We start from the raw sequence: 12,641 nt of genomic DNA, 5'->3' as shown, positions 1-12,641 counted from the left end.
TTGCACAATACTGGATCTGTCATGGAAAATGGAAAAACTGGATTTAAATTAATTTTTATATTGGCATTGCTAATTTGTTGTAATCCGACTTTTGCAGCCAACGATACGGCAGATACTACTCTATACGTCGTCGCGCCTTTTTCCGGCAGTCTGTCCAACTTTGGCACGCAGATTCGTGCAGGTGTAACGGCAGCAATAAATCATGCTAATGCAAGTCAAAAAAATAGGGGGCACTTAACGGCCGAATTCATTGATGACGGTTGTGCGGCTGATCGAGCTGAAACGATTGCAAAGCAGCTAGTTGAAAAAAAAGCGGAAGCTGTACTTGGACATGTTTGTTCGATTGCCTCAATGCCTGCGTCCGTGATATATGCCGAGGCAAATATTGCGATGGTTTCAGCGGCGTCATCCAATTCGGCATTAACGGAACGTGGCTTGCATAATGTGTTTCGCGTAGCCGGTCGAGATGATGAGCAGGCCAAACTGGCTGCAGGATTTATCGCTGAAAAATTCGCAGGAAAGAAAATTGCGATCGTTCAAGAAGGCGACCTTACCGGAAAAGGGCACGGCGGAAGGGTTCTCGATGCACTTGCGAAAAAAGGAATCAAGCCTGAGCGAATATTTACTCTTGATGGTACTGAGCAGATTTCGACGATTGCCGCAGATCTGGTCAAAAGTGAGATTGATGTCATTTTTTACGGTGGACACCAGGCGGCGGAGTTGGGCGAGCTTCTAAAACAAACACGTGCCGCTCAATTTAAAGGACAATTTATTTCCAACGATGGCGCGGGAAATCACAGTGTATGGGACGCTTCGAGCGGTGCGGCAGAAGGGCTGCTCTTCACCTTCGATCACGACTATCGCGACGAGCCTAGCGCGCGTGAGGCATTGGTGTCTTTACAGGCTATTGGAGCGGAACCTGATGGATTCACCCTGAATGCTTATGCAAGTACCCAAATTCTGATTCAAGCGCTGGAGAAAAATCGAGGGAGGATGGGAAATAATATCGTCGATTATTTGCATTCGCACTCTTTCGATACGGCGCTGGGCACTGTGAAATTCGACAGCAAGGGCGACCTTACTGAGCCGCATGAGTCGCTATTCATTTGGCGCAATGGAAAGGCTGAGCAGTTGCGCTAACGCGAGGCTGATAGATTGTGATTTTTAATGTATAGTTTTATCATAGATCCGGTAACGAAAGTCCAGCATGAATTCTTGCCTTTCTGCTACGCAATCACTTGATGTTCGGTTTGTCCGAGATTATGGTCTGCGCGTTGTTGAATTACTGAACGTCGAACAGGGAGAGGAGGTCCTCGACTTGGGGTGTGGTGACGGCTTGCTTTCTGCACTGTTGATGGAAAGTGGTGCGCGCGTCACCGGTGTGGATATCGATCCTGATGCTGTGAAACGCGCCAGAGAACGTGGCGTGAACGCGTTTGTACTTGACGCTCAAAACCTGAGCTTTCCAGCGCGATTCAATGCCGTTTTTTCCCATGCATCCATTCATTGGATGCCGGAAGTGGACAAGGTATTTGCGGGTGTCTGGCGTGCTCTAAAACCCGGCGGACGTTTTGTGGTGGAAACCGGAGCGCATCGTAATGTGGCTGCGATCCACACCGCTATGATCGCTACGCTGCTCCATTTCGGCGTCAAAGAGGAGGAAGTGCCGCGTTTCTATTACCCAGCCTCCGACGAGTGTTGTGATTTGCTGGAGGTCAGTGGTTTTTCTGTTATTTCCATCCAGACATTTCCTCGTCCGACACCTTTACCAAAAGGAATTGAGGCTTGGTTCGAGATGTTTGGTGAACCATTCTTTTCTAAGGTACCGCCGGAGCTTCGGATGGAGGCGATGGGCTATGCCAAGAAATTGCTTGAACCTGTGTTGAAAACGGGACATGGTGATTGGATTGCTGATTACGTACATCTCCGGTTTAAAGCTGTCAAAGCTACTAACCGATAGCCGATTCCATTTTCATTTTTGCCGAAACTTCAAATGAGCCGCCTTCCGTCCCTTCGCGCAATGCGTGCTTTTCAAGTAACGGGAAAGCATCTTAACCTCGCCGATGCTGCCGAAGAGCTATGTATCACAGCGTCGGGTGTCAGTCATCAGATTCGGCTCTTGGAGGATGATCTTGGTACCAAGTTATTTAATCGGACTGGTCGCGGCCTGGAGTTGACCGAGCGCGGTGCGGAACTTTTGTTAGTATTGTCGGATATTTTCGATAATCTTCATAACGCTATTTCAGAATTCCGAGAGAACAAGAAGGGAGGGGCGGTACATATCGCTATGCCTGTTAATTTCGCCTCACGCTGGTTTATTCCTAATCTGGCTAAATTCGAGGAGATGCATCCTCACGTCAACATACGGTTGTCTTCGCAGGACGGCAGCATGACGCGCCCTGGCAGAAATGATCTCGATTGTGCCATTCGCTTCGGCCAGACTGATTGGCCGGGTTACTCGAAAATTCCACTGTTTTCCGAGAAACTTGTCATTGTTTGCAGTCCAAGACTTTTGCGCCTCACTAAAAGTATTTCGGGAAGCTTGCAAGAATTTCGATTTTTGCAGGTAGAAACTCAGCCGGGGGAGTGGGAGGCATGGGCTCGTGGAACCGGAATGGATCTTCCTTTGCATGCACGGAAATTGATATTTGAAAGCAGGGAGTTGGCGATCCAGGGCTCCATTGAAGGACTCGGCATCACACTCGCCGGGTTTTCTGAAATTGCGGAAGATATACGCGTAGGGCGACTTGTCCAGGTCATGGAAGACAGACACGTGGTGAATGGAACTTATTACTTTCTTGTGTCAGACGAGCGCGCAGCCTTGCCGGGGCTGCGCAGCTTGACTGAGTGGGTTCGTAGTGAATTCTCCGAACGTTCCAGCCACTTGCTAGCTAGTTAACACCGGCAAATGGCTTCCTGATCCGGGCTTCAAAAGCAGAAATGCTTACCTCCTTGAATAGCCCTGCCAGATGAAACGGGTCATTGTATGCGAAAAATTCAGCGTCAGAAATAACATCAAATTCGACCAGGTACATACTGCCGATTTCTGTTGCAGCAGGTGCGTCTTCATGATTGCCATTCTCTAAAAGTGCCCCGGCCAAAAGAATCGACGCGGCATATCGCGAAAGGTACTCTAGATGCGGCTGCCTAAGCCTGTTCCTCTCGGTGCCGCTTCCGTGCCTGTCTATCCGATAGATGCAAAAGATCATGCTTGTCTCGTTTCTTTCTTTGCGACATATCCTTCGATATTTTGCAAAATTTTCCCGTCTGCGATTGGCACAATATGATCAGGAAAGGCCTGCTTGATCTGGAAGCCCTTTTCCTTGAGCTTGACAATCAATGCATCGAGTTGCGCACCGATTGTTTTCTCACTGTCTCTTAGCGCTAAACAGGTCCACTCTTTTCCTTCGCAATGGTCAACGCACATGTCTACCCATGAGTCGACGTTTTTCCATTCGCGAGGTGTGAAATCCCACAGAACGCACTTGTATTTTTTTTCCAGTAAGTGGTCTACCGCGACAGTGTTCAACAAGCGCGTATCGAGAACGCCACCGAAGCCATACGGCCGGTACATGATCTCGGGATTCGCAAGTGCGCCAAGCGCCTCGAAGCCCAGATCGATTTCAGGTATGGCATCCTCGAAATTTTCCATCCATCCCATCGGCGTTTTGTGCATGTGAGAATGGCTACCGTACCAGTGACCTTCCCGCACTGCGCGTTCTGCCGCATCTCTTGCTTCCGGGTCTTCAAGTTTCGAGCATATGGCAAAGAAACTGCTTTTGATATTGTGCTTTTTTAGTACATCAAGCACAACATGTGTGGTTTCTGCGTCCGGACCGTCATCAAAAGACAGCGTTACATATTTTTCCATTTTTATACTCCAGAATTAAAAGATGATTGGTACGTGGTTTCGATGTTGAGTTGCTTGCTGAGGTTAACCTGTAATTTCAATACGTCTGGCCGGGAGTAATGACCGCAGCCATCGACTATATGTTTCCACTCTGCAATGAGTTTGAAGTCAAGTTGCGCCGTCAAAAGTTCTTCATTGTCAGCTTGTGCACGCGCCAGATATTTTCCGCCAGGAGCAACGATGGACGACGCACCACCGCCAATTTTCAGCTTTTGTGAGGCTTCAGTGCCCAGATAGTCGGCAATGTCTTCGGTAAAAATAGAGGTGGTACTAATGACAAACGACGCCGACTCGATCGCATACATGCGTACCGCTGCGTCAATCAGGTCGTCAGTCCAAGGCATCCCGCCCGGCCAATTTGCGATATGAATATCTTCTCCCTGTGCCTGGATTGCGTATCGGAAAAGAGGGTTTGTATGCTCATAGCAGATCAGGGCACCAACTTTCCCTACGCTGGTATTCCACGTCTGCAAATCGGATCCATCGCCTTTTCCCCATGTAATCCGTTCATGATGCGTAGGCACGAGCTTGCGGCGGCAGCCAAGGATTGATCCGTCAGCATCAATGGAAAGCTGGCTGTTGTAGATTGTGCCGCCGTCTAACTCGTTGATGCCAATGACTGAGACACAGCCGGCTTCGCGTGCCGCTGTCTGCAGACGCTTGACAATAGGAGAATCGAGCCGTAATGCTTGCTCGTATAACTTACCGGAAAAACGAATCCGGGCGCTGTAGGGATCGTGGATCAATGTCCAATAGGGATAACCAGGCAGAACCGTTTCCGGAAACACGACCAGCTCGGCGCCGAGCTTGCCGGCTTCTGCGATTTTTTCGATGATCTTGTCTGCGGTGGCTTCCAAATTCATGTAGACCGGTGCAATTTGCGCAGCGCAAACAATGGGATTCTGGGATTTCATTCAATGCTCCTAAGTAGGGAGAAATTCTTCGGTATAAAAGCGCTGGAGAGGAACGTCCCACTCTTGTGCGCGATCACGTATCGCACCCACCATCGCGGGAGGGCCGCAAAGGTAGGTGGCGCCTGTTGTGCCGAGCGATTGGAAGAGGGCGGGACTCAATGCGTCTAATACACTACCCTTGACACAGTTGGGTCCTTGTATGCCATCCACCACCGCCAGGGTCACAGTTAGATCAGCGATCTTGGCGTGCAACGCGTTCAATTCATCTGTGTAGAACAAATCTTCCAATCGCGAGACGCCGAATACGAGATGTTTCGGGCCTGTCGGCTGTTGCAGTCTTTCCTGATCGGATAACATCGATAGGATGGGTGCCAGACCTGTTCCGCCGGCGATATAGAGAGACGGGGCGATGGTATGCCGCCGGTAGAAAACACCGAATGGGCCTTCGACGTTCCAGACATCGCCTACAACCGGAGATTCATTTAGGTAGCCAGACATTGCGCCGTTCGCTAGTTCGCGTATAAGAAATCCAACCTCATTTTTTCCAGGCAAGGTGTATGGAGAGTACGCACGCATGAAGTCTTGTCCCTGCGGGCTGACCTTGACATATTGCCCAGGAAGAAATTCGAACATCCGCAATTTTTCGACTTTGCAGCGGACATCCCAAACAGTGGCACTCACTTTAGTCTTGGAGATGACCTTGAGCATTCGCTTTTTCTGGGGAAGAAGCGAGGCCCTGGTGTATGGCAGTTCGATGTCCAGAGAGGCAGACACCGGCTGCGCCTGGCAAACAAGAACGGCATCTGGCTCATCGCCCGACACGGCCAGCAAGCTGCGCTCCAAGGCATAGTCGACTGCACCCGATCGCAAATGGCCTTTGCATGTCCCACAACTGCCGTTGAGACAATCGTGCGCCAATCCAATGCCGCCTGCTTTGGCAGCATTGAAGATATTGCTTTCGGTGTCGCAATGGACGAGGGCCTGTTCGCCGTCGGCAAAATGCAGTGTCACCTGGCTTGTGCTCATTGGCCATCTCCTTCGGCTTCGGCTTCGACAATTTTCCAATGTCGGTCAGTCGCCCCGCGCAAGCTGCCAGACACGTCAATATCGCGCTCCATGTCGGCAATGCGTTGTTCGTACCGATGCGCGATGACCGCAATTTCATGGACCAGCTTGGTCGGTATAACAACCACACCAAGATGGTCGCCGACAATAATGTCGCCTTGACTGATTGTGACGCCGCCGCAGGTTGAGGAAGGGCACAGCGCCATTGTTTTGATCCTGCCAAAACCGCTGGCGGGCGAGCGACCAGCGCCGGCAACACCGACCGCATCGGGAGCCGATACCGCTGGCGTGCGGACCGCACAGTCCGTGAGCAACCCGCCTAGCCGGCGTTTGCTCGCTATTGCTATTTCGGTTGTAGTGAATGCCGCGGTGATGGGATCAGGATCACCTGCAAGGACGATAACGGATCCTTCCTCGCATTCATCGAGCGTCTGCATGCAAACTTTATGAAATGCTTTCTCTGCGGTTGCGGCGACCATGATGGTAATGGCAGGTCCAAAGATCCGCTGGCCATAAAGCAAACTGATCGATGGCGAAATCGTTTGCTGGCGACGGGTGATCGTGTCCAGCGCGTCCGAAATCGCTGCAGTCGAGCGTTCACGCAATGCGTTCAGATCATTGTTGTCGTATAGCATCTTTTATTCCTCCACTTTCAAACCGGTTGGCAGCTGATCGATACTTTCCATATTGTTGTCATACCAATATTCCATCATGCCTTCTTCTCCTTTAGCCTCGGACCATTGTTGCAACGTTGGTCGCACCCGTTTCAGATCGTATTCCGGAACACCAAAGCCGCATGCCGTTAGAACCGATTCAACGTCGGCAAAAAATATCTGCCGGGTGCCCGGCATCTCCGGAAACATTGCCAGCAGCTCGTCCCATTCTGGATCACCACGAAATATCAGGCGCGCCTTCGTGTATAGCCGCATGATCATCGGCTGTCGCCCGTAGCTACAGAACATGATTGTCATCCGTCCGTTCTCGGTGACATGGGCTGCTGTTTCATTTCCGCTACCGGTCAAATCAAGATAGATCACTTGGTTTGGGTTGAGTACGCGAAATGTGTCCATGCCCTTTGGAGAAACATTTACGCGTCCGTTAGCCGGCGCGGTGGCAGTAAAAAAAAGTTGTTGGTCTTCGATAAATTCACGAAACTGACCATCGATCGCTGGATAGAATTTAGACATCTCGACTCCTCGCTGTGTGGATGTAATGGAATTATTCAACGAAAAGAGATGCTTCCGTTCGCATATTTCTCAACCACCCTTGAAATTTCCAGAAGGCTAAACGCGAGTTGAATTTAATTCTATGCACTTGCAATTTTTTGATTTGCTAGAGGTTTTTTGATCCTCTATAGTCATCTCATCGGGTTCTATGTGATGCCAATCGTGAGTTCAGGGGGGAATTAAATGACTATCAGATGTACCAAAAAAATCAGTATCACCATGTTTGCCGCACTATCACTTATCGTCAGTGCAACGGCGATCTCTGCTCCTGCAGAAGTACGTCTTGGTATTGTCCAGGTCCTCAGCGGCCCGAATGCCAAATTCGGAGGGCAGACCTACAAAGGCATTCAACTGGCGGCCGAGCAGGTCAACGCCCGGGGAGGTGTAAAAGGTATCGGTCCTTTAAAACTCGTTGTAGAGGATTCGGCCGGTAATCGGGATCAGGCGGTTAATGCCTTCCGACGCCTTATTGCGCAAGAAAAAGTGACGGCTATCATCGGACCTACCTTAAGTAGCGAGGCCCTTGCTACTGGCCGAATTGCTTGTGAGCGAGAAGTGCCGATGTTGACGGTCAATGCGACTGCAAAGGGTATCCCTGATGTTTGTTCTTATGTGTTCCGCACGTCGCTGGCCGAGCAACTTTTGATTCCGCTTTCGGTGAGCAGGGCCAAGGCGAAGTACAACATCAAGCGCGCTGCCATCTTCTACGCCAACGATGATCCCAATATGGTGCAATCGCTAGAAATCTATAAAGCCATTGCCGCCAAGGAAAAAATCGACATTGTCGATATTGAGTCCTTTTCTACGAAAGACACTGATTTCTCAGCCCAACTTACAAAAGTGAAATCGATGGACGTTGATGCAATCTTCACCGGCGCTTATCCTGATACCGGTGCATCCATTCTGACGCAGGCCGCCAAGCTCGGGTTGCCGAAGAAAACGGTCTTTGTGGGTGGAAATGGCTTCAACTCGCCAAAAATTATTGAGCTGGCCGGCGCGAGCGCAGAGGGTCTGGTGGTCTCAAGTCCATGGTTTATCGACCGCAAAGATCCCGAAAATGTCGAATTCATATCCCTCTATCGGAAAAAATTCAAAGAAGATCCAGATACGTATGCGGCACAGGGCTACCAAGGCTTGATGCTCATGGTGACGGCAATCGAAACTTCTCCTTTAAAGACGCCAGCCAGCATTCGCGATACCTTGGCCAAGTCGCGCATTCATGGACTATTCGGGGATTTTTCTTTTGCCCCTAATCGGGATCCGAGTGGTGTGGGTAACGCAGTAACGCTGCAAGTCAAAGATGGCAAATTTGCACCGATGTAGCAGGGTTGGGCGATGTCTTTGGCATCGTCAAAGTATTTCTATCCAGACAAAAAATGAAGAGGGCCAACTGCACGGGTCGTGATATTTCGGATTTGTTCGCGCCAGTGTATTGATATGTTGTGGGGAAAGAGGAGCCGCGCAGGTTGCCGCTTTGCTCTTTCCCATAATGTTCGATTTGTTCGTTGGCTGCAATGCTTTACAGGGCTGCATTTTGCCCTGTGCAAAAAGGAGATAACGTGTTCGCACAACAATTGGCAAATGGTCTCGTACTCGGTGCTGTATATGCCTTGTTTTCCCTAGGTTTTACAATTATTTTTGGTGTTCTGCACGTCATTAATCTGACTTACGGTGTTTATTTTGCCGTAGGCGCTTACGTTTCCTTGTGGGCTGCCAAAGCATTGGGCGTCAATCTGTTCGGTGCGCTGCTGATATCGGCCGTTACAACTGGCGTCTTTGCAATCTTGCTCGATAGTATTATCGTGACACCGCTGCGCCGCCGCACGGATCGATATCTCGCATCGCTACTGGCAACAACAGGGTTGTCCTTATTCGCTTATTCACTATTAACACGCTTAGTCGGCGCGGAACCGCTTCGGTTTCCGCCAAACTTTGGTGGAAACACTATCGTGAATCTGGGAGCGATCACGCTCAGCCAGCTGCAAATCAGTATTGTCGGGATTGTCCTCGTGATCGTCATAGCCTTGTTTTGGTTTCTGAAAAAGTCGAGATGGGGTATTGCTGCGCGAGCGGTCGGCGATCTTGAAATCGCGGCGCTGCTGGTTGGTTTGTCGCCATTTCGGATCACGGCCCTTATTTCCTGTATGGCAGGCGTTTTGGCTGCAGTGGCCGGTACGCTTATCGGCATGAACACCAACGCTGTGGAACCGTTTATGGGCGAAGGAATGATGCTTCATGGTTTTGCCGTCGTGATCATTGGCGGCCTGGGTAGCATCCCTGGAGCGCTGGTCGCAGGCTTGCTGCTCGGTGTTGTCGAAATCATGACTAGCGCCTATATCAGTTCTGCATATCGGGATGCCGTGACATTTTCGTTACTACTTGCCACCTTATGGTTCTTGCCTACCGGCCTGATTCCATTGAAATCAGCGAAAAGGGTCTGACATGAACGTGTTTTTTGATAACCTTTTATGGACCTACCAGACCCTGCTTACCCAAGTTGGTATCGGCTGTTTGCTGGCATTGTCGCTTTATTGGGTAATAGCAACCGGGCAATTGTTTCTTGGGCAGGTCGCATTCATGGCGATGGGCGCCTATACCAGTGCCACGTTGTCGATGCAGTTTGGCTTACCTCTGTGGATGTCGGTGTTGATGGCGATCGCCTTTGCCACGGCAGTCGCTGCATTGATTGTTTATCCAATGCTGCGTCTGTCCGGGGTTCATATGGCCATCGGTACTATCGCATTTGTTGCCGTCGTCAGGTCGGTGGTAATCAATATGGAATTTCTCGGTGGTGCGTTAGGCATTTCCGGCGTTCCGCACCCTGTTTCTTTAGCTACTCTGTATCTCATCGTGTGTTTGGTTGCCGCGGGAATGCTGTGGATCTCAAAATCACGCATTGGACGCAACATGGAGGCGGTGCGGACGGATGAAGTTGCGGCAGCAGTCATGGGAATCAATGTAGGGAAAGTGAAACTGACCTGTGTATTGATTTCTTCCGCCTTAGCAGGCCTGGCGGGAGCCCTCAATGCGCATGCGATGGGTAGTATTTCTCCCAATGAGTTTACTTTCCAATCGTGTGTCACGGTATTGAGCTATGTCGTGCTAGGTGGAATCGCCTCGCCACTGGGTGGAATTCTCGGCGCCATCGTCTTGATCGCCTTGCCGGAAATGCTCAGTGGGCTGGCCGAATACCGCACCATGTTTAACGGCCTAGTGATTGTCGTCGTCGTCATGCTCCTGCCATCGGGACTGTTTCCAATCAAAACTCTTAGGATACGTGGATATGTTAATCGTCGATAAAATCACGATGAAATTTATGGGGCTAACTGCGCTGAACGAGGTTTCCTTTACGGTCAAGCAAGGTCACATCCATGCATTGATAGGGCCGAACGGTGCAGGTAAAACTTCCCTGTTCAACATCATATCCGGAGTGCAGCGGCCGACGTCTGGAACTATTCACATGGACGGTGTGGGCGATTTAAGTGCCATACCTCTTCGCGACCGAGCCGGAATCGGCATGATGCGCACCTTCCAGAATATTCGACTTTTCAGTTCGATGTCGGTCCTCGAAAACGTCATGCTTGGTGCCACCGCGCTCGCTTCTACAAGCGTATTCTCGGCTGCACTGGGATGGGGACGGGGACGCGATGAGGAAAAGAGTGTGGTCGCCGAGGCACTGTCGCTGCTTGATCGGGTGGGATTAGCCGATCATGCACACACGCAAGCAGCCAGTTTGCCCTACGGCGCGCAACGCCGACTGGAGATTGCGCGGGCGCTAGCCGCCCGGCCCCGTCTGCTGTTGCTGGATGAGCCGGTGGCAGGGATGAACGACGTAGAACGCGATACGTTAACCACATTGATCAGGGATATTAATGACCAAGGCGTCACCATCCTGATCGTGGAGCACGACATGCCTTTCATCAAATGCTTGAGCGACCGGGTTACAGTGCTCAATTTTGGTCGACTAGTGACCTCCGGTATTCCAGACGAGGTCACCAGCGACCCTGCGGTCATCGCCGCCTACCTGGGAACAGAAGTAGAGGACGCCCATGCTTGATATCAATGAACTTTATGTGTCATATGGCGCAGTTGAGGCGTTGCGCGGCATCTCCCTGTCCGTCAAGGCTGGCCAGACTGTGGCGGTCATTGGCGCCAACGGAGCGGGAAAATCAACACTGATGCGCAGCTTGTCTGGATTGGTCCAGCCCCGGTCCGGTACGTTGAATTACCAAGGGAAGCCGCTCAGTGGGCGGTCCGCCGCCGCAATCGCTCGCATGGGTATTTCTCAGGTGCCTGAAGGTCGGCAAATTTTTCCAAGCCTGTCCGTGGATGAAAACATGAGACTCGGTGGCTTTTGGCTACCGACTTCACGCTACAAAGCAACGCGTGCGCGTGTTCTATCTTTGTTTCCGCGTTTGCAGGAGCGCCTCCGGCAACAAGCAGGTTTGCTCTCTGGAGGTGAGCAGCAGATGCTTGCCATGGCGCGCGCAATGATGGCGGAGCCGAAACTGTTGCTGTTGGATGAACCAAGTATGGGTTTGGCACCACTGATCGTTGACGAAATTTTCAAAGTGATCGCCGAACTGAAATCCGCCGGTACGACGATTCTCCTGGTCGAACAAAGCGTCCAGCGGGCGTTGAAGGCGGCGGACTATGCCTACGTCGTCGAGTTGGGAAAGATCGTCGCGCATGATCAGCCCGCAAAGTTAATCCAGAGGACGGATATCGTCGACGCCTATCTTGGACAGAAATCCGAACAACCACGAAAGGTATCAAATGGCTAAATCAGTTCTAGTAACGGGGGCTACCCGTGGTATCGGACGGGCCATCGCGGAACAAATGGCTGCGGACGGTTACGAGGTCATCGGTATCGCGCGCAACCCGGTCCCCGATTTTCGAGGACATCTTTATCAGTGCGACCTGGACGATCCGATAGAAACTCAGGTAATTCTTGAAAAAATCTGTCGCCTTCATGAGATAACTATCGTTGTTAATAACGTTGGTGCGGTTGCTGTCGAGACCGTCGGAACGATCACGTCAACTGCACTGAGCCAGCAGTGGCGGGTCAACGTTGAAGCTTCTGTGATGACCATCCAGGCGGCCTTGCCAGCCATGAAGAAAAATCAATGGGGCCGTATTGTTAATATCGCGAGTGGTGCGGTCTTGGGTAAGGCTGGCAGAGCTGGCTATTCAGCTTCGAAGGCGGCGCTCCTTGGATTGACGCGCACCCTCGCGATAGAACTTGGGCCGTTTGGCATTAGCGCTAACTGTATCGCACCCGGCCAGATCCTGACCGAGTTGTGGGCGTCGAACAACCAACCGGACAGTCAACAAACTCGCGCTATGGTCGCTTCCATTCCCAGACGAAGGCTGGGAAAGCCCGAAGACGTCGCAAGCGCGGTAAGTTATTTGGTGTCAGAGCAAGCAGACTACGTGACCGGGCAGACCTTGTATGTTTGTGGCGGCCTGACGGTTGGTCGCAATTACGGCTAGTTGCTGTTCGTCGGTAAATTTTTAATGAATAGG

General features: G+C 51.1%; 15 protein-coding genes. 9 read left to right on the top strand and 6 right to left on the bottom strand.

Translation table 11 applies throughout. The annotated features are described in order from the left end of the window. Positions 1–21 precede the first annotated feature (21 nt). The 3 genes from ACXX82_RS02635 (at position 22) to ACXX82_RS02625 (ending at position 2,899) form a co-directional block, all read left to right on the top strand. Positions 22–1,140 carry a branched-chain amino acid ABC transporter substrate-binding protein gene (locus ACXX82_RS02635; protein WP_322239759.1) on the top strand — a complete coding sequence of 373 codons (1,119 nt, stop codon included), beginning with the start codon at positions 22–24 and terminating at the stop codon, positions 1,138–1,140. A 67-nt stretch (positions 1,141–1,207) separates the two neighbouring features. After that, complete coding sequence (locus ACXX82_RS02630; RefSeq protein ID WP_322239757.1) at positions 1,208–1,960, top strand: class I SAM-dependent methyltransferase; 753 nt, start codon at positions 1,208–1,210, stop codon at positions 1,958–1,960. Positions 1,961–1,993: 33 nt separating this feature from the next. Continuing rightward, positions 1,994–2,899, top strand: a complete 906-nt coding sequence (locus tag ACXX82_RS02625) for a LysR substrate-binding domain-containing protein (RefSeq protein ID WP_322239755.1) — start codon at positions 1,994–1,996, stop codon at positions 2,897–2,899. Here the strand turns inward: ACXX82_RS02625 and ACXX82_RS02620 are convergent. The 6 genes from ACXX82_RS02620 to ACXX82_RS02595 are packed head-to-tail and all read right to left on the bottom strand — an operon-like array spanning position 2,892 to position 7,076. Then, positions 2,892–3,209 (bottom strand): YciI family protein, encoded by a 318-nt coding sequence (locus tag ACXX82_RS02620; RefSeq protein WP_322239753.1) that lies wholly within the window; start codon positions 3,207–3,209, stop codon positions 2,892–2,894. The two genes, ACXX82_RS02625 and ACXX82_RS02620, sit on opposite strands and share 8 nt — an antisense overlap. Further along, complete coding sequence (locus tag ACXX82_RS02615; protein ID WP_322239751.1) at positions 3,206–3,871, bottom strand: polysaccharide deacetylase family protein; 666 nt, start codon at positions 3,869–3,871, stop codon at positions 3,206–3,208. The genes ACXX82_RS02620 and ACXX82_RS02615 overlap by 4 nt, the downstream gene beginning before the upstream one ends. A 2-nt stretch (positions 3,872–3,873) precedes the next feature. Continuing rightward, a complete protein-coding gene (locus ACXX82_RS02610) occupies positions 3,874–4,824 on the bottom strand; it encodes a carbon-nitrogen hydrolase family protein (RefSeq protein ID WP_322239749.1) in 951 nt (316 codons plus the stop codon). A gap of 9 nt (positions 4,825–4,833) precedes the next feature. Continuing rightward, the gene (locus ACXX82_RS02605) at positions 4,834–5,850 is read right to left on the bottom strand and encodes an FAD-binding oxidoreductase (protein WP_458562346.1); all 1,017 of its coding nucleotides are present in this window, start codon (positions 5,848–5,850) and stop codon (positions 4,834–4,836) included. After that, the gene (locus ACXX82_RS02600; RefSeq protein ID WP_322239745.1) at positions 5,847–6,524 is read right to left on the bottom strand and encodes an RraA family protein; all 678 of its coding nucleotides are present in this window, start codon (positions 6,522–6,524) and stop codon (positions 5,847–5,849) included. Before ACXX82_RS02600 ends, ACXX82_RS02605 begins: the two co-directional genes overlap by 4 nt. A gap of 3 nt (positions 6,525–6,527) precedes the next feature. Then, positions 6,528–7,076 (bottom strand): pyridoxamine 5'-phosphate oxidase family protein, encoded by a 549-nt coding sequence (locus ACXX82_RS02595; RefSeq protein ID WP_322239743.1) that lies wholly within the window; start codon positions 7,074–7,076, stop codon positions 6,528–6,530. A gap of 222 nt (positions 7,077–7,298) precedes the next feature. Here ACXX82_RS02595 and ACXX82_RS02590 point away from each other — a divergent pair, with 222 nt between their 5' ends. The 6 genes from ACXX82_RS02590 to ACXX82_RS02565 all read left to right on the top strand — a co-directional run bounded on the left by ACXX82_RS02590 (position 7,299) and on the right by ACXX82_RS02565 (position 12,608). After that, on the top strand, positions 7,299–8,438 hold the full coding sequence (locus ACXX82_RS02590) for an ABC transporter substrate-binding protein (RefSeq protein WP_322239741.1): 1,140 nt from the start codon (positions 7,299–7,301) through the stop codon (positions 8,436–8,438). A 236-nt stretch (positions 8,439–8,674) separates the two neighbouring features. After that, complete coding sequence (locus tag ACXX82_RS02585; protein WP_322239739.1) at positions 8,675–9,556, top strand: branched-chain amino acid ABC transporter permease; 882 nt, start codon at positions 8,675–8,677, stop codon at positions 9,554–9,556. Position 9,557: 1 nt separating this feature from the next. After that, positions 9,558–10,415 carry a branched-chain amino acid ABC transporter permease gene (locus tag ACXX82_RS02580; RefSeq protein ID WP_322239737.1) on the top strand — a complete coding sequence of 286 codons (858 nt, stop codon included), beginning with the start codon at positions 9,558–9,560 and terminating at the stop codon, positions 10,413–10,415. Next, entirely contained in the window at positions 10,399–11,172 is a 774-nt protein-coding gene (locus tag ACXX82_RS02575) for an ABC transporter ATP-binding protein (protein WP_322239735.1), read from the top strand. The genes ACXX82_RS02580 and ACXX82_RS02575 overlap by 17 nt, the downstream gene beginning before the upstream one ends. Beyond that, positions 11,165–11,899, top strand: a complete 735-nt coding sequence (locus ACXX82_RS02570; RefSeq protein WP_458562345.1) for an ABC transporter ATP-binding protein — start codon at positions 11,165–11,167, stop codon at positions 11,897–11,899. Before ACXX82_RS02575 ends, ACXX82_RS02570 begins: the two co-directional genes overlap by 8 nt. Next, a complete protein-coding gene (locus tag ACXX82_RS02565) occupies positions 11,892–12,608 on the top strand; it encodes an SDR family oxidoreductase (protein WP_322239731.1) in 717 nt (238 codons plus the stop codon). The genes ACXX82_RS02570 and ACXX82_RS02565 overlap by 8 nt, the downstream gene beginning before the upstream one ends. Positions 12,609–12,641: the final 33 nt, after the last annotated feature.

The sequence above is a fragment of the Glaciimonas sp. GNP009 genome (genome assembly GCF_054343755.1).
The sequence above is the reverse complement of the archived record's forward strand: the minus strand, read 5'-3'. Positions and strand labels throughout refer to the sequence as shown.

Bases quoted from the DNA above. Each gene is read 5' to 3' on its own strand.
- ACXX82_RS02600 (WP_322239745.1), bottom strand. From the start codon at position 6,524: ATGCTATACGACAACAATGATCTGAACGCATTGCGTGAACGCTCGACT.
- ACXX82_RS02625 (WP_322239755.1), top strand. From the start codon at position 1,994: ATGAGCCGCCTTCCGTCCCTTCGCGCAATGCGTGCTTTTCAAGTAACG.
- ACXX82_RS02635 (WP_322239759.1), top strand. From the start codon at position 22: ATGGAAAATGGAAAAACTGGATTTAAATTAATTTTTATATTGGCATTG.
- ACXX82_RS02605 (WP_458562346.1), bottom strand. From the start codon at position 5,850: ATGAGCACAAGCCAGGTGACACTGCATTTTGCCGACGGCGAACAGGCC.
- ACXX82_RS02580 (WP_322239737.1), top strand. From the start codon at position 9,558: ATGAACGTGTTTTTTGATAACCTTTTATGGACCTACCAGACCCTGCTT.
- ACXX82_RS02565 (WP_322239731.1), top strand. From the start codon at position 11,892: ATGGCTAAATCAGTTCTAGTAACGGGGGCTACCCGTGGTATCGGACGG.
- ACXX82_RS02590 (WP_322239741.1), top strand. From the start codon at position 7,299: ATGACTATCAGATGTACCAAAAAAATCAGTATCACCATGTTTGCCGCA.
- ACXX82_RS02630 (WP_322239757.1), top strand. From the start codon at position 1,208: ATGAATTCTTGCCTTTCTGCTACGCAATCACTTGATGTTCGGTTTGTC.
- ACXX82_RS02575 (WP_322239735.1), top strand. From the start codon at position 10,399: ATGTTAATCGTCGATAAAATCACGATGAAATTTATGGGGCTAACTGCG.
- ACXX82_RS02570 (WP_458562345.1), top strand. From the start codon at position 11,165: ATGCTTGATATCAATGAACTTTATGTGTCATATGGCGCAGTTGAGGCG.
- ACXX82_RS02615 (WP_322239751.1), bottom strand. From the start codon at position 3,871: ATGGAAAAATATGTAACGCTGTCTTTTGATGACGGTCCGGACGCAGAA.
- ACXX82_RS02620 (WP_322239753.1), bottom strand. From the start codon at position 3,209: ATGATCTTTTGCATCTATCGGATAGACAGGCACGGAAGCGGCACCGAG.
- ACXX82_RS02610 (WP_322239749.1), bottom strand. From the start codon at position 4,824: ATGAAATCCCAGAATCCCATTGTTTGCGCTGCGCAAATTGCACCGGTC.
- ACXX82_RS02595 (WP_322239743.1), bottom strand. From the start codon at position 7,076: ATGTCTAAATTCTATCCAGCGATCGATGGTCAGTTTCGTGAATTTATC.